We start from the raw sequence: 15,310 nt of genomic DNA on the forward strand, positions 1-15,310 counted from the left end.
GGCGACTCCGTGGCCTTAGTCGAGTTTGACGCCGTAGTCGGCGGGGGAATAGCCGGCGGCTTCCAGGGCTTCGGCCACCTCGGTGGGCATGTAGTTCTCGTCGTGACGGGCCAGCACCTGATCGGCCCGCAGCAGCCCCCCTTCGGTGAGGCGCCCCACCACCACCACGCCCTGGCCCTCGCGGAACAGGTCGGGAAGGATGCCACTGTAGTGCACCTCCAGGTCCTCGACGAAGTCGGTGACCACGAACTCCACGTCGAGGCTGTCGCGGTTGCGCACCACGCTGCCCTCCTTGACCATGCCACCGGCGCGAATCTGGCGATCGACGGGGGCCTCGCCGGCGGCGATCTGGATGGGGCTGAAGAAGAGGTTGATATTGGAGCGCAGGGCATAGAGGGTCAGGCCGATGGCAATGGCCGCCAGCGACACCAGGCCCAGGATGACGAACAGTTTCTGTTTACGCTTCGGGTTCATGCACCTTCCTCGACATCGGTTTCGCGGGCCGCCCGGCGCTCCCGCCGGGCACGCCGCTTGAGTTCTCGCAGCAGCTGGCGGCGCTCGGCGCGCGCATGCAGCACGCTGCCCACCAGCAAGACGGCGGTCAGGGCCCAGGCGGCCCAGACATAAGGGGCATGGCCTCCCATGGCCAAGAAGTCCTGAAAGCTGTCGAAGGCCATTAGGGGGTCTCCTCGGCCAGGGCCTGCACCCAGCGCTTGCCGGACTCGCGACGCAGGATTTCGCTACGGGTGCGCATCAGGGTCAGGGCGATAAAGAAGCTATAGAAGCCCAGCACCATCAGCAGCAGCGGCGCCCACATCTCCATCGGCATGGAGACCCGCCCGGTGATGGTGAAGGAGGCGGGCTGATGGAGGGTGTACCACCAGTCCACCGAGTACTTGATGATGGGGATATTGATCACCCCCACCATGGCCAGCACCGAAGCGGCCCGGGAGCCGCTGTCGCGGCTGGCGAAGGCACCGCGCAGGGCGATGACGCCGATATAGAGGAACAGCAGGATCAGCATGGAGGTCAGCCGCGCATCCCACATCCACCAGGTGCCCCAGGTGGGGATGCCCCAGACGCCCCCGGAGAAGAGCGCGATAAAGGTCATGGCCGCCCCCAGCGGCGCCATCACCGCCGCCGCCATGTCTGCGACCTTGATCTTCCAGACCATGAACACCAGCCCGGCGATGGCCATGCTGACGAAGATCGACTGGGCCAGGAAGGCCGCCGGCACATGCACATAGATGATGCGGAAGCTATTGCCCTGCTGGTAGTCGGCGGGGGTGAAGAGCAGCCCCCAGACGCTGCCGACCAGGAGCAGGGCCGCGGCGGCGATCCAGAACCAGGGCATCAGCCGCGCGCTGATGCCGTAGAACCACTTGGGCGAACCGAGCTTGTGAATAAAGGCCCACATGTGCGTCGACACCTCGAAAAGAATTAACCGTTGACGCTGATGCGCAGCGCCGCGGCGATGGCCCAGGGCGCCAGCATCACCGCCAGGGCCAGCAGGGCCCCGAGAATCGCCAGATGGGCGGCGACCCCGCTCCCCAGCAGGGCCGCCTGAACGGCGCCGGCGCCGAAGATCAGCACGGGGATATAGAGCGGCAACACCAGCAGCGACAGCAGCACCCCGCCTCGCGCCAGGCCCACCGTCAGGGCGGCGCCGATGGCGCCCACCAGGCTCAGGCTGGCACTGCCCAGGGCCAGGGCCAGCATCAGGATCAGGTGGCTGCCCGCGGGCAGGCCCAGCATCAGCCCCAGGACGGGGGCCATCAATGCCAGAGGCAGGCCGGTGAGCAGCCAGTGTACCACCACCTTGGCCAGCACCATGGCGGCCAGGGGCTGGGGGGCCAGCAGCAACTGCTCGAGGCTGCCATCCTCGAAGTCGGCCCGGAACAGCGAGTCCAGCGACAGCAGGGTCGCCAGCAGGGCCGCCACCCACAACAACCCCGGTGCCACCGTGGCCAGCAGCTCGGGGTCCGGAGAGAGCCCCAGGGGAAAGAGGGTGATCACCAGGGCGAAGAACGCCAGGGGATTCATCACCTCGCTGCGCCGCCGCAACATCAGCGTCAGGTCACGCCTCAGGGTCGCGATAAGTGCGACCCCGAGACCGCCATGGGGTTCAATGATCGACAGGGGCTGATCCAGGGTATTACTGGATGACATGTCGCCCTCCCTCGCCGAGGCGGATACGGCGCAACTCGCCCAAGGGCGTCAGGTCATGGTGGGTGGTGAGGATCACACTGCCTCCACGGCGGGCATGGGCGAGCAGCCGCTGTTCCAGGGCCTCGACCCCCTGCTTGTCGATGGCGGTGAAGGGCTCGTCCAGGACCCAGAGGGCGCGCGGCGTCAGTTCCAGGCGCGCCAGGGCGACGCGACGCTGCTGCCCCGCCGAGAGCTGCCCCGCCGGCACGTCCTCGAACCCCATCAGACCGACCCGCTCCAGGACCGTCAGGCGCGTCGCCTCACTGCCGGCGTCACCGGCCAGGGCCTGGTACCAGGCGAGGTTCTCCAGGGGCGTCAGGGCCGCCTTGACCCCCGGCGCATGGCCGAGGTAGAGCAGATTGGTCAGGTAATGGTCACGCACCCGGGCCAGCGGCTGGTCACACCAGCGCAGCTCGCCGTCGAAGTCGTGCAACTGGCCGGAGAGGATCTTCAGCAGGGTGGTCTTGCCACTGCCGTTGGGCCCTTCGATACGCAGGATCTGGCCGCCTTCAACGTCGAAGTCCAGGTCACGAAACAGCTCGCGCCCGTCGCGTTCACAGCGTAACTGGCAGCCTTGCAGGCGGAAGCTCACCACACTCTCCCGGCGTCGATGGTCAGCCGCGCACTTTACATGGAAAGCCTTTCCCAGACCAGCATGGGCCGTGCGTCAGCCGGTCGCAGCGCGACTCGTGCGAAGGTGGCGCTTGCCAGCTGGCCAGGCCTTGCTATGATTCAACTACTGTAAATAGTTACAGTGAACTGGTCTTCCGGCTTCACGCCGCCTCGCAAGGGAGATGGAGCATGCAGTCTGTCGCCACCCACTACCTCTACCGCCGCCCCAACCTGCCGCTGGCCGATGCCTGGGAGCCCCTCGATGCCAGCGACCTCGTGGAGGTCCCGCTGCTCGGCCAGGTCGCCGCCGGCATGCCCATGGAGGCCTGCCACCAGGCCGGCGCCATTCACGTGCCCAGTCGCATGGTGCGTCGCAACACCTATGCCCTGCGGGTCCGCGGCGACTCGATGATCGACTGCAATATCCACGACGGCGACGTTATCATCATCGAGCGCCAGGAGAGCGCCGAGAACGGCGAGACCGCCGTGGTGATGATCAACGACCAGGAGGTCACCTTGAAGAAGCTCTATATCGAGAAGCGTGGCGTGCGCCTGCAGCCCGCCAACGAGAGCATGGCCCCCATCTTCCTCGACAACGACGACGTCCAGGTCCTCGGCCTGGTGATGGGCGTGGTGCGCCAGGGCCTGGATGGATGAGTTACCCGATTCCGGACCTGCCCGGGGACCAGTGGCTGGCCCATGAGCTGGAGGTGGAGAAGAGTCGTTTCCTCGCCTGGGTCTGCCATGCCCCCTCCCCCGCCGCTTTCGAGGCCCTGCTCGCCGAGGCACGCCGCCAGCACCCCAATGCCAGCCACCACTGCAGCGCCTTCAATGCCGGCCCACCCGGCGAGCAGCAGGCCATCGGCTTCTCCGACGATGGGGAGCCCGGCGGCACCGCCGGCCGCCCCATGTACCAGGTGCTGGAGGGCAGCGGCCTGGGGCAGGTGGGCTGCGTGGTGACCCGTTACTTCGGCGGCACCAAGCTGGGCACCGGCGGCCTGGCCCGGGCCTATGCCCAGGCGGTGGCCCAGGCCCTGGAGGCCCTGCCCACCCGCCCTTTCACCCCCCGGGAGCCGCGTCGCCTGGCGGTGGCCTTCGCCGGCGAGGCGGAGGCCCGGCGCTGGCTGGAGGGCCGGGACGTGCCCATCGAGGCCGTCGACTATGGCGCCGAGGGGGTCATCCTCACCGTGGGCTGGCCCCAGGGCGAGCCCGTCGATATCACCCCCCTCAGCGCCCGCCTCAAGGGCGATGTGCGCCTGCTCGATAGCCCCTAGCCTACTCCTCCGAGCAAGAGGCGACGTATGGCGCCGACTAGCGCGCTGCAGCGGATAGCGGGGTTGGCTGACTCACTGGTGAGTTCACACGCGGCTTGCCTGGGGACAGACCGTCGCGGGGCGCTGTAACCCCCTCCCTGGGTGCTACTTTTGCCCTGCGTCGCTCTCGCATCCTGCTCCGTTTGCAGGACCGGTGCTGGCCATCCCTGGCCAGCCCGTTCGGAGCCGTGCTCCTCACCCCTGGCAAAAACCCCCGCTCCGTTCTGCCCCCAGCGCCGCTTACCTTTCTGGCCATCCCTGCCTCGGAACGGTGGCATTGCTACGTAAGCGCGGGGCTGGCTAGCGAAGCGACGTCGCCGGGACGCTGACGTGGAGCGAGCGACTCGCGCGGGGACGACAGGGATGTCGTCCCCAGGACCGGCGAGAGGGACCTCGGTCCGGTCCGGCGCGTCAGTCGCGAGCGGAACGTCAGGGTTTCGTCCCGGAGAGGAGCGAGTCAGCCAGCCCCGCGCTTGGCGAAGCGAGTTAGCCGGCTCTCAGCCCCCCATAACGACGATGGCGCCCCAAGGGGCGCCATCGAAGCGTTGCTGCTACCACACTGCGGCCTTAGCCCAGGTACTTGATCATCACCCCGGCGGCCACCGCCGAGCCGATCACCCCGGCCACGTTGGGCCCCATGGCATGCATCAGCAGGAAGTTATGCGGGTTGGCCTCCAGGCCCACCTTGTTGGAGACTCGCGCCGCCATGGGCACCGCCGAGACCCCCGCCGAGCCGATCAACGGATTGATCGGCATCTTGCTGACCGCATTCAGCAGCTTGGCCATCAGGATGCCCGCCGCGGTACCGATGGCGAAGGCCACGATCCCCAGCCCCATGATGCCCAGGGTCTCCACCGCCAGGAACTCCTTGGCCACCAGCTTGGAGCCCACCGACAGCCCCAAGAAGATGGTGACAATATTGATCAGGGCGTTCTGGGCGGTATCCGAGAGCCGCTCCACCACGCCACACTCGCGCATCAGGTTACCGAAGCAGAACATCCCCAGCAGCGGCGCCGCATCCGGCAGGAAGAGCGCCACCAGGATCAGCACCACGACCGGGAAGACGATCTTCTCCAGCTTGGAGACCGGGCGCAGCTGGGTCATGGCGATGGCCCGCTCCTTCTCGCTGGTCAGGGCACGCATGATGGGGGGCTGGATCAGCGGCACCAAGGCCATGTAGGCGTAAGCCGCCACGGCGATGGCCCCCAACAGCTCCGGCGCCAGCACGCTCGACACATAGATCGAGGTCGGGCCATCGGCCCCGCCGATGATGCCGATGGCGGCGGCCTGGTTGAGGGAGAAATCCATCACCCCCAGGGCCGACAGCCCCACGGCCCCCAGTACGGTGGCGAAGATACCGAACTGAGCCGCGGCCCCCAGGAAGAGGGTTCGCGGGTTGGCCAGCAGGGGACCGAAGTCGGTCATCGCCCCCACCCCCATGAAGATCAGCAGGGGGGCGATCCCGGAGGCGATGGCCACGCTATAGAAGGAGTAGAGCATGCCATTGCTATAGCCGGCATCCGCGGCCGCGCTGCTGGCGGCCCGCACCAGTTCTGGAGCGATACCGTCATGGGTCACCTCATAGAGGGTCTCGCGCCAGGCGGCCACCCCCGCCGCGGGATCCAGGCTGACCCCCAGGGTCGCGGCGAGCTGCTGCAGCACCGCCGGCGGCCCTACCTCGATGGCATGCTGTAGCGCCGACAGCGCCAGCCCCGCCTCGGGGATATTGGCCAGGATACCGCCAAAACCGATGGGCACCAGCAGCAGCGGTTCGAACTTCTTGTGGATCGCCAGGTAGAGCAGCAACAGTCCGATGGCGATCATCACGACCTGGCCCAGGCTCAGGTTATAGAGCCCCGAGCCATACCAGAGAGTCAGTAGCTTATCCATATCGCTGCCCTTAGAGGACGATCAGCGTATCGCCGACCGATACGCTGTCGCCTTCCTTGACCTTGACCTCGGCGACGGTACCGCCGCTCGCGGCACGCACTTCGGTCTCCATCTTCATGGCCTCGAGGATAATCACCACATCACCCTCGGCGACGCTGTCCCCCGGCTTGACGTTGACCTTGAAGATATTGCCGGCCAGGGGCGCGGTGATGGCCTCGCCGCTACTGGCGGCGGGGGCCGCCGGGGCGGGCTGGGCGGCCGGTTGAGCGCCACCACCCTGGGCCTGCACCTGCTCGATCTGGCCGCCCTCGGCCACCTCGACCACGTACTGCTTGCCGTTGACGGTGAGGGTATAGGTCTCGGGACCGCTGGCCGCCGCCGGCGCCTTGGCTTCGGCCTTGGCGGGCAGCTGGGCGCCACCACTCTCAGGCGCCTGGGGCACCGGCTCGAAGGCATCCGGGTTGTCGCGGTTCTTGAGGAACTTGAGGCCGATCTGCGGGAAGAGTGCATAGGTCAGGACGTCGTCGATCTCGCGCTCGCCCTCGGCCAGGCGAATGCCCTCGGCCTTAGCCTTCTCCTTGAGCTCGGCGGCCAGGCGCTCCATCTCCGGCTCCAGCTGATCCGCCGGACGGCAGGTGATGGGCTCCTTGCCTTCCAGCACCCGTGCCTGCAGCTCCTTGTTGAACGCGGCGGGGGCGGCCCCGTACTCGCCCTTGAGCAGCGCCTGGACCTCCTTGGAGATCGACTTGTAACGCTCGCCCATCATCACGTTCATCACCGCCTGGGTGCCGACGATCTGGGAGGTGGGGGTGACCAGCGGGATGAAACCCAGGTCTTCGCGTACCTTGGGGATCTCGGCCAGGACATCGTCGAGCTTGTCGCCGGCGCCCTGCTCCTTGAGCTGGCTCTCCATGTTGGTGAGCATGCCACCGGGCACCTGGGCGACCAGGATCCGCGAGTCGATGCCCTTCAGGGAGCCCTCGAAGGCGGCGTACTTCTTGCGCACCTCGCGGAAGTAGGCGGCAATCTCCTCGAGCAGCTCCAGGTCGAGGCCGGTGTCCCGCTCGGTGCCCTGGAGGATCGCCACCACCGACTCGGTGGGGCTGTGACCGTAGGTCATGGACAGGGAGGAGATGGCGGTGTCGACGTTGTCGATGCCCGCCTCGGCGGCCTTGAGGGCGGTGGCGGTGGACATGCCGGTGGTGGCATGGCACTGCATATGGATGGGGATATCCACCGCGGCCTTGAGCTTGGTGACCAGCTCATAGGCGTCGTAGGGCTTGAGCAGGCCGGCCATATCCTTGATGGCCAGGGAGTCGGCGCCCATGGCGGCAATGGTCTTGCCGAGCTCGACCCAGCCATCCAGGGTATGCACCGGACTGACGGTGTAGGAGAGGGTGCCCTGGGCATGGCCCTCCACCTTGCGCACCGCGGCGATCGCCCGTTCCAGGTTGCGCGGATCGTTCATGGCGTCGAAGACCCGGAACACATCCACCCCATTGGTGCGGGCCCGCTCGACGAACTTGTCCACCACGTCATCGGCGTAGTGGCGGTAGCCCAGCAGGTTCTGACCACGCAGCAGCATCTGCTGGCGGGTGTTGGGCATCGCTTCCTTGAGGGCGCGGATGCGCTCCCAGGGGTCCTCGCCCAGGTAGCGGATGCAGGCGTCGTAGGTGGCACCGCCCCAGGACTCCACCGACCAGAAGCCGACCCGGTCGAGCTTCTCGGCGATGGGCAGCATGTCGTCCAGGCGCATGCGGGTGGCAAGCAGGGACTGATGAGCGTCTCGTAGCACCACATCGGTGATGCCCAGCGGGCGTTGGGTCTCACTCATGACCTTGTCGTCCTTATAATCTGAAAGTCGAAGCGTGACAGCCGGGAGGCGACTCCCGGCGCGAAGCAGTTCACCTTAGCGACGATGACGCTGGCGATAGCGATGCAAGGCGGCGCTCATCACCGCCAGCAATTCCTCATCGTCCTGACGAGCCGGCGCCGCGGGAGTCGGCGCCTTGGGCTCGGGGACCGGCACCAGTCGATTGACCACCCGGCTCATCAGGGTGGTGGAAATCACCAGCACGGTCAGGAAGACGAAGACGAAGCCCATGCCGAAGCCCATCAGGGCCAGGCCTTCTTGTAAGAGTTCCGTGTCCAGCATCTCGAGTTCCCCTTGCTCCGCTCACCGCCGACGAACTAGCCGGGCGGCGAGCGCTATTCGGCTGATACAATACGCTGCCTGAATCTACAAAGTTTGCAATGGCACCATGGTTGATCAGCTTGTTAATTTACTACATCCGGGACGGATCGGCCTAGCACCCATGGAGGGCGTGATCGATGCCCACGCCCGCACCCTGCTCACCGCGCGCCCCGGTTTCGACTGGACGGTGACCGAGTTCGTGCGCGTCGTCGACGCCCGACTGCCCCCTCGGGTCTTCCATAAGCACTGTCCGGAACTGGCGGTCACGCCCCCCGCCACCCCCAGCGGCATTCCAGTGCAGCTGCAGCTACTGGGCTCCGACCCGGCGGCCCTGGCCGCCAATGCCCGCCAGGCGCTGCGCCTGGGTGCCGATGGCATCGACCTCAACTTCGGCTGTCCGGCCAAGACCGTCAATCGCCATGACGGGGGCGCCGCCCTGCTGCGCGACCCGCGGCGAGTGGAAGCCGCCGTGGCCGCGGTGGCGGCAGCCGTGGGCGATGCCATCCCGGTCACCGCCAAGATCCGCCTGGGCTTCTCCGATCGCCGCCTGGCCCTGGCCTGCGCCCTGGCGGCCCAGCGAGGCGGCGCCCAACACCTGGTGGTACATGCCCGCACCCGGGACGAGGGGTATCGCCCGCCGGCCCACTGGGAGTGGATCGGGCGCATCCGTCGCGCCCTGGCGATTCCGGTGATCGCCAATGGCGATATCTGGACCCTGGAGGAGTACTGGAAGGCGCGTACCCTCTCCGGCTGCCGGGACGTGATGCTTGGTCGCGGCGCCCTGGCGGACCCCTGGCTGGCGCCACGCATTCGCCACTGGCAGGCCACGGGAGAGCACCTGCCGGCCACCCCCTGGGCGGCACGGGCCGCGATCCTGAGCGACTATGCGGCAATGCAGCATAGCACACTTCCCGAACGGGTCGTGGTGTCGCTACTCAAGCAATGGCTCAATCAGATGCGCGGCCGCGACGCCGAGGCGGCCCGCCGCTTCGCCACGCTGCGACGCATCACGACACTGGACGATTTTCTCGAGGGCCTCGCCGCGACACAAGACGAGATGCCGCTGGCGGGCTAAGAACGCCGCTACCAGGCAACCGGAAGGCGTGGTAAGGAGAGACTGACGGAAGACCGGACGGGGCGGCGTCGTCAACACGGGGGTTGACCCGGAAAAAAGAAGGCGCCGAGGCTTTCGCCGGGCGCCGAACGATCGTCGGCCCCCACCCTCGCTGGCAGGACCCGCCAAAAGCAGAAAACCCGCTCCGATTGGAGCGGGTTAGGTATCTGGCGCGCCCGGGAGGATTCGAACCTCCGACCACCTGATTCGTAGTCAGGTACTCTATCCAGCTGAGCTACGGGCGCTTACAGAAAGTCAGGCAACTCACATCGATCCGAGCAGTGGCAGGGTGTCGATAATGGCGCGCCCGGGAGGATTCGAACCTCCGACCACCTGATTCGTAGTCAGGTACTCTATCCAGCTGAGCTACGGGCGCATGCCTGTGTGTCGATGCTGGCACTAGGCCATATGGCGGAGAGGGAGGGATTCGAACCCTCGATGAGGCTATAAACCCCATACTCCCTTAGCAGGGGAGCGCCTTCAGCCACTCGGCCACCTCTCCCTCATCAACACGGCGCGTATGTTACCGTTTCCGATGGGGTTTGTCCAACACTCAGGGAAACTTTTTTATTCGGGAAGCGGAAGCAGGCAAGTGCTCTGACTTAGACGGGGTTGCCCTCGTCGTCATCGGCCCGTTCCCGCTGGATGCGTTGATAGATCTCTTCACGATGTACCGCGACATCCTTGGGGGCGTTGACGCCGATGCGGACCTGGTTGCCCTTGACGCCCAGGACGGTGACGGTGATGTCGTCGCCGATCATTAGCGTCTCACCGACACGGCGGGTCAAGATGAGCATGGCTGATCTCCTTCTCAGACTTATGGTTGCACGGGATGCGCATTATTTTATGTAACCAAATCGAATTATGCGTCATGGGAGGCCTCCAGGCCAAATGACCCGCCCAACGAAAATGCCGAGGCCCCTTGGGACCTCGGCAATCGGGCCTTCCCTACAGCGTAGAAGGCGTGACGACCGGCGACATTACTCGCTCTCGATATCGTCCTTGTCGAGGCCGAAGGCACTGTGCAGGGCGCGCACGGCGAGCTCCATCTGCTTCTCGTCGATCACCACGGAGATCTTGATCTCGGAGGTGGAGACCATGCGGATATTGATGTTCTCCTCGGAGAGCACGCGGAACATCTTCGAGGCCACCCCGGCATGGGAGCGCATGCCCACGCCCACCAGGGAGACCTTGGCGATATTGTCGTCGCCCTTGACCTCACCCTCGCCCAGGTCCGGCAGCACCTGCTCGTTGAGGATCCGCAGGGTCTGCTTGTAGTCGCCCTTGGCCACGGTGAAGGTGAAGTCGGTGTAGTCGCCGGCCGGCGCCACGTTCTGCACGATCATGTCGACTTCGATATTGGCGTCGGCGATGGGCCCCAGGATCCGCGAGGCCACGCCGGGCACGTCCGGGGTATTGAGCAGGGTCAGCTTGGCCTCGTTGGCGGTGAAGGCGATACCGGAGATCAGCGGTTCTTCCATGGAGTCCTCTTCTTCATCTGTGTCAGCGACGATCAGGGTGCCGGGGCCATCCTGGAAACTGGACAGCACGCGCAGCGGCACATTGTATTTGCCGGCGAATTCGACGGCGCGGATCTGCAACACCTTGGAGCCCAGGCTGGCCAGCTCGAGCATCTCCTCCACGGTGATGGTATCCAGGCGCTGGGCCTTGGAGCAGACCCGCGGGTCGGTGGTGTAGACGCCGTCCACGTCGGTGTAGATCTGGCACTCGTCGGCGCCCAGGGCCGCGGCCAGGGCCACGCCGGTGGTGTCGGAGCCGCCACGGCCGAGGGTGGTGATATTGCCCTCCTCGTCGACCCCCTGGAAGCCGGCGACCACCAGCACCTTGCCATCGTCCAGGTCCTCGCGCATCTCGTCGGTCTCGATGCGCTGGATGCGCGCCTTGGTATGGGCGCTGTCGGTGAGGATGCCCACCTGGGAACCGGTGTAGGAGGTGGCCGGCACACCCAGCTTGTGCAGGGCCATGGCCAGCAGGGAGATGGTCACCTGCTCGCCGGTGGAGACCAGCATGTCCATCTCGCGAGGGGTCGGCTCGTCATTGATCTCGTTGGCCATGCCGATCAGACGGTTGGTCTCGCCACTCATGGCGGAGACCACCACCACCACCTGGTGGCCGTCGTCGCGGAAGCCCTTGACCTTCTCGGCCACGGCCTTGATGCGCTCCACGGAGCCCACCGAGGTGCCGCCGAATTTCTGTACGTATAACGCCATATGCAAGTGTCCTGATTGGTCAGTGAATCGATGAATGATCGGGAACCGGCAAAGAAAAGGGCCGGGGCATTGCTGCCACTCGGCCCTTCGTATCAAGAGGCGAGCTTGGCCTCGAGCCAGCTCGGCACACTATCCAGGGCCCCCGGCAGGGCGGCCGCATCGCTGCCCCCGGCCTGGGCCATATCGGGTCGGCCGCCGCCCTTGCCGCCCACCTGGGCGGCCACGTGATTGACCAGCTCCCCGGCCTTGACGCGGCCGGTGAGGTCATCGGTGACCCCGGCGATCAGGCTGACCTTGCCACCGTCCGGGTCGGCCACGCCGAGCACGATGATGCCGGAGCCCAGCTTGTTCTTGAGCTGATCAAGGACGCCACGCAGCTCCTTGCCGGAGACCCCCTCAAGCTGCTTGGCCAACAGCTTGATGCCACCCACCTCGCGGGCCTCGGCGAGCATGTCGCTGCCGGCGGCGCTGGCCAGCTTGGCCTTGAGGCGCTCGAGCTCCTTCTCCAGGCCACGATTGCGCTCGACCAGGGCGACGACCCGCTCCTCGACCTGCTCCGGCTTGGCCTTGAGGCGCTCGCCAATGCGCGCCACCCGGGCCTCCTGCTCGCGGAAGTAGGCCAGGGCCGCCTCGCCGGTGAGAGCCTCGACCCGGCGCACGCCGGCGGCGATGCCCGCCTCGGCGACGATATGGAAGCAGCCGATATCGCCGCTACGCGCCACATGGGTGCCGCCGCACAGCTCCACGGAGTAGCCATCGGCGCCGATGGTCAGCACCCGCACGCTGTCGGTGTACTTGGCCTCGAAGAGCGCCGCCGCGCCGCGAGCCTTGGCCTCGTCGAGGCTCATATGCTCGGTGCGAGTCTCGGCATTGGCGACGATCTGGGCATTGACCCGGGCCTCCACCTCGGCCAGTTGCTCGGGCGTCATGGCTTCGAAGTGGCTGAAGTCGAAGCGCAGCCGCTCGGCGCTGACCAGAGAGCCCTTCTGCTGCACATGCTCACCGAGAACCTCCCGCAGGGCCTGGTGCAGCAGGTGGGTGGCGGAGTGGTTACGCACCGTGGCGGCGCGCAGGGAGGCATCCACCCGGGGCCTGACGTGGGCGCCCACGGCAAGGGTGCCTTCGATCATCAGCCCCTGATGGAGGTGATGGCCGGCCTGCTTCTGGGTATCGGTGACCTGGAAGCGCCCCCCCTCGAGCTCCAGGTAGCCGGTGTCGCCCACCTGGCCACCGGACTCGCCGTAGAAGGGGGTGCGATCCAGCACCACCACGCCTTTCTGGCCCTCGGCCAGGCCCGCCAACTCGTTGCCGGCGGCATCGACGATGGCGGTGACGGTGGCCTCGTCTTCCAGGCGATCGTAGCCGGTGAAGTCGGTCTCGCCGTCGAGCTCGAGGGCGGCGCCATAGTCGGCGCCGAACTGGCTGGCGGCCCGAGCGCGCTCGCGCTGGGCCTCCAGCTCGCGCTGGAAGCCGGCCTCATCGAGGCTGACGCCGCGCTCGCGACAGACGTCGGCGGTCAGGTCATAGGGGAAGCCGTAGGTGTCGTAGAGCTTGAACACCGTCGCGCCGGGCAGCACCTCGCCATCGAGCTCGCCCAGCGCCGCTTCCAGCAGGCCCATGCCGTGATCCAGGGTCCGCGCGAACTGCGCCTCTTCCTTGGCCAGCACCCGCTCGATCTGCTCGCGTCCCTGGCGCAGCTCCGGATAGGCGTGTCCCATCTCGGCATCCAGGGCCGCCACCAGCTTGTGGAAGAAGGCACCCTGGGCGCCCAGCTTGTGACCGTGACGGATGGCGCGGCGGATGATCCGGCGCAGCACATAGCCCCGCCCCTCGTTGGAGGGCAGCACGCCATCGGCGATCAGGAAGGCGCAGGAGCGGATATGGTCGGCGATCACCCGCAGCGAGGGAGTGCGGGTGTCGGCGTGGCCGGTGGCCTCGGCCGCGGCGGTCAGCAGGTTCTGGAAGAGGTCGATCTCGTAGTTGGAGTGCACGCCCTGCATCACCGCGGCGATGCGCTCCAGGCCCATGCCGGTGTCGATGGACGGCTTGGGCAGCGGATTGAGGGTACCCTCGGCGTCCCGCTCATACTGCATGAAGACCAGGTTCCAGATTTCGATATAGCGGTCGCCGTCCTCTTCCGGGCTGCCGGGAGGACCGCCCCACACCTCGGGGCCGTGATCATAGAAGATCTCGGAGCTGGGGCCGCAGGGGCCGGTGTCGCCCATCTGCCAGAAGTTGTCCTCGTCGAGCTTGGAGAAGCGCGCCGGATCGATGCCCATCTCCTCTTTCCAGATCTTCTCCGCCTCGTCGTCGCTGATATGCACCGTGACCCAGAGTTTCTCCTTGGGCAGGCCCAGGGTCTCGGTGAGGAAGGTCCAGGCGAAGCGAATGGCGTCGCGCTTGAAGTAGTCGCCGAAGCTGAAGTTGCCCAGCATCTCGAAGAAGGTGTGATGGCGGGCGGTGTAGCCGACGTTGTCCAGGTCGTTGTGCTTGCCGCCGGCGCGCACGCAGCGCTGGGACGAGGTGGCGCGCACATAGGGGCGCGGGTCGCGGCCCAGGAAGACGTCCTTGAACGGCACCATGCCGGCATTGGTGAACAGCAGGGTCGGGTCATTGCCCGGCACCAGGGAGCTGGACGGCACGATGGTATGGCCCTGCGCCTCGAAGTAGCTCAGAAAGGCCTGTCTGATATCTGCACTCTTCATAATAAGTCCGTGTGGATAAGCCTGAAGACGCCTGGGCGCCCGGCGCCGGGGCACCGTCGCAAAGAGGACCATTATAACGCAGTCGTCAAGGAACTTTCAGCGGGCCATCGGCGACCGCCGCTGTCGCAGGGAGATAAGCGGGTGAGAGCGCTGCACAGGGGGACGGCTAAAAGGCGGATAGCCCAAAGCCCGGAGAGTCTGATGGCTAGCCTCGGGAACAAGCTCGGCAAGGCTGGAGGCGAAGCTCGCAGGCGGGGCTAACTGACTCGCTCCTCGACAGGACGAAACCCTGACGCTGCGCTCGCGACTGACGCGTCGGGCCGGACCGAGGTCCCTCTCGCCGCCCCTGGGCTCGACATCCCTGTCGATCCCACGCGAGTCGCTCGCTACTCGTCAGCGTCCTGTCGACGTCGCTTCGCTAGTTAGCCCCGCTCTGCCGACGTTCGGCGCAGAAGAAGCACCAAGACGTTTACTCCTCGTCCTGCCAGGCCGTTTCGAGGGCATAACGCACCTGCTCGAAGCCGAAACCGCGGGTCGGATCAACAGCAGGAAGCACCTGCGCGTTTACTCTTCCTCGCACCAGGCCCTTTCGAGGGCATAACGCACCTGCTCGAAGCTGAAACCGCGCCCGGCCAGGAAGCGCTCCTGGCGGGCCCGCTCCTTGGGGGTCGCGGCGGGGCCGGCGAAGCGCCGGGCCAGGGTCGCGGCGGCCAGGGCGAACCAGTCGAGCTCGCCGGCGGCCTCGGCCTCGCCCAGGGCGGTGTCGACGGCCTCCCGGGAGAGGCCCCGCTGGCCCATCTCGGCGCGCACCTTCAGGGGCCCCTGGCCCCGCGCCAGCCGCGAGCGCAGGAAGGCCTCGGCGAAGCGGGCATCGCTCTGCAAGCCCTGCTCGGCCAGGGCATCCAGGCACTCACCGATGGTCTCGGCAGAGTGCCCCTTGTTGGCCAGGCGCCCCTCCAGCTCGTGCCGCGAGTAGTCACGCCGGGCCAACAGGCGAATGGCATCCTCCCGGGGAGACGCGCGATCGGCATCCTCGGCCATGG

The 15,310-nt window shown here is 66.7% G+C and carries 15 protein-coding genes and 3 tRNA genes; 3 read left to right on the forward strand and 15 right to left on the reverse strand.

Annotated features, from left to right (window positions below):
• Positions 1–15 precede the first annotated feature (15 nt).
• The 5 genes from ccmE to ccmA are packed head-to-tail and all read right to left on the reverse strand — an operon-like array spanning position 16 to position 2,800.
• Positions 16–474 carry a cytochrome c maturation protein CcmE gene (ccmE, locus tag IHD13_RS06630; protein WP_195860255.1) on the reverse strand — a complete coding sequence of 153 codons (459 nt, stop codon included), beginning with the start codon at positions 472–474 and terminating at the stop codon, positions 16–18.
• The gene (ccmD, locus tag IHD13_RS06635) at positions 471–677 is read right to left on the reverse strand and encodes a heme exporter protein CcmD (RefSeq protein ID WP_195860256.1); all 207 of its coding nucleotides are present in this window, start codon (positions 675–677) and stop codon (positions 471–473) included. The genes ccmE and ccmD overlap by 4 nt, the downstream gene beginning before the upstream one ends.
• Positions 677–1,417: a heme ABC transporter permease gene (locus IHD13_RS06640; protein ID WP_195860257.1), complete on the reverse strand. Its 741-nt coding sequence runs from the start codon at positions 1,415–1,417 to the stop codon at positions 677–679. The genes ccmD and IHD13_RS06640 overlap by 1 nt, the downstream gene beginning before the upstream one ends.
• Before the next feature lie 23 nt (positions 1,418–1,440).
• Positions 1,441–2,169, reverse strand: a complete 729-nt coding sequence (ccmB, locus tag IHD13_RS06645) for a heme exporter protein CcmB (protein ID WP_195860258.1) — start codon at positions 2,167–2,169, stop codon at positions 1,441–1,443.
• Positions 2,156–2,800, reverse strand: coding sequence for a cytochrome c biogenesis heme-transporting ATPase CcmA (ccmA, locus tag IHD13_RS06650; protein WP_195860259.1), 645 nt, complete (start codon positions 2,798–2,800; stop codon positions 2,156–2,158). The genes ccmB and ccmA overlap by 14 nt, the downstream gene beginning before the upstream one ends.
• 209 nt (positions 2,801–3,009) lie before the next feature.
• Here ccmA and lexA point away from each other — a divergent pair, with 209 nt between their 5' ends.
• Both lexA and IHD13_RS06660 read left to right on the forward strand, forming a co-directional pair.
• Positions 3,010–3,477 carry a transcriptional repressor LexA gene (gene lexA / locus IHD13_RS06655; protein ID WP_195860260.1) on the forward strand — a complete coding sequence of 156 codons (468 nt, stop codon included), beginning with the start codon at positions 3,010–3,012 and terminating at the stop codon, positions 3,475–3,477.
• Positions 3,474–4,094 carry an IMPACT family protein gene (locus IHD13_RS06660; protein WP_195860261.1) on the forward strand — a complete coding sequence of 207 codons (621 nt, stop codon included), beginning with the start codon at positions 3,474–3,476 and terminating at the stop codon, positions 4,092–4,094. Before lexA ends, IHD13_RS06660 begins: the two co-directional genes overlap by 4 nt.
• Before the next feature lie 606 nt (positions 4,095–4,700).
• On the opposite strand, the gene IHD13_RS06665 is transcribed toward IHD13_RS06660, so the two are convergent.
• The 3 genes from IHD13_RS06665 to IHD13_RS06675 all read right to left on the reverse strand — a co-directional run bounded on the left by IHD13_RS06665 (position 4,701) and on the right by IHD13_RS06675 (position 8,178).
• On the reverse strand, positions 4,701–6,023 hold the full coding sequence (locus IHD13_RS06665; RefSeq protein WP_195860262.1) for a sodium ion-translocating decarboxylase subunit beta: 1,323 nt from the start codon (positions 6,021–6,023) through the stop codon (positions 4,701–4,703).
• A gap of 10 nt (positions 6,024–6,033) precedes the next feature.
• Positions 6,034–7,857, reverse strand: a complete 1,824-nt coding sequence (gene oadA, locus IHD13_RS06670; protein WP_195860263.1) for a sodium-extruding oxaloacetate decarboxylase subunit alpha — start codon at positions 7,855–7,857, stop codon at positions 6,034–6,036.
• Between the two features lie 75 nt (positions 7,858–7,932).
• On the reverse strand, positions 7,933–8,178 hold the full coding sequence (locus IHD13_RS06675; RefSeq protein WP_195860264.1) for an OadG family protein: 246 nt from the start codon (positions 8,176–8,178) through the stop codon (positions 7,933–7,935).
• A gap of 160 nt (positions 8,179–8,338) precedes the next feature.
• Here IHD13_RS06675 and IHD13_RS06680 point away from each other — a divergent pair, with 160 nt between their 5' ends.
• The gene (locus IHD13_RS06680) at positions 8,339–9,292 is read left to right on the forward strand and encodes a tRNA dihydrouridine synthase (RefSeq protein WP_195860265.1); all 954 of its coding nucleotides are present in this window, start codon (positions 8,339–8,341) and stop codon (positions 9,290–9,292) included.
• A gap of 207 nt (positions 9,293–9,499) precedes the next feature.
• On the opposite strand, the gene IHD13_RS06685 is transcribed toward IHD13_RS06680, so the two are convergent.
• The 7 genes from IHD13_RS06685 to IHD13_RS06715 all read right to left on the reverse strand — a co-directional run bounded on the left by IHD13_RS06685 (position 9,500) and on the right by IHD13_RS06715 (position 15,308).
• Positions 9,500–9,576: transfer RNA gene (locus IHD13_RS06685), tRNA-Arg, on the reverse strand.
• Positions 9,577–9,630: 54 nt separating this feature from the next.
• Positions 9,631–9,707: transfer RNA gene (locus IHD13_RS06690), tRNA-Arg, on the reverse strand.
• A gap of 33 nt (positions 9,708–9,740) precedes the next feature.
• A tRNA-Ser gene (locus IHD13_RS06695) sits at positions 9,741–9,833 on the reverse strand.
• Between the two features lie 100 nt (positions 9,834–9,933).
• Complete coding sequence (csrA, locus tag IHD13_RS06700; RefSeq protein WP_195860266.1) at positions 9,934–10,128, reverse strand: carbon storage regulator CsrA; 195 nt, start codon at positions 10,126–10,128, stop codon at positions 9,934–9,936.
• 183 nt (positions 10,129–10,311) lie between these two features.
• Positions 10,312–11,562: an aspartate kinase gene (locus IHD13_RS06705; RefSeq protein WP_195860267.1), complete on the reverse strand. Its 1,251-nt coding sequence runs from the start codon at positions 11,560–11,562 to the stop codon at positions 10,312–10,314.
• Positions 11,563–11,654: 92 nt separating this feature from the next.
• Complete coding sequence (alaS, locus tag IHD13_RS06710; RefSeq protein WP_195860268.1) at positions 11,655–14,267, reverse strand: alanine--tRNA ligase; 2,613 nt, start codon at positions 14,265–14,267, stop codon at positions 11,655–11,657.
• A gap of 564 nt (positions 14,268–14,831) precedes the next feature.
• Positions 14,832–15,308 (reverse strand): regulatory protein RecX, encoded by a 477-nt coding sequence (locus IHD13_RS06715; RefSeq protein WP_195860269.1) that lies wholly within the window; start codon positions 15,306–15,308, stop codon positions 14,832–14,834.
• Between the last annotated feature and the right edge of the window lie 2 nt (positions 15,309–15,310).

The sequence above is a fragment of the Halomonas sp. 328 genome, assembly GCF_015645095.1.
Classification (GTDB): Bacteria; Pseudomonadota; Gammaproteobacteria; order Pseudomonadales; family Halomonadaceae; genus Bisbaumannia.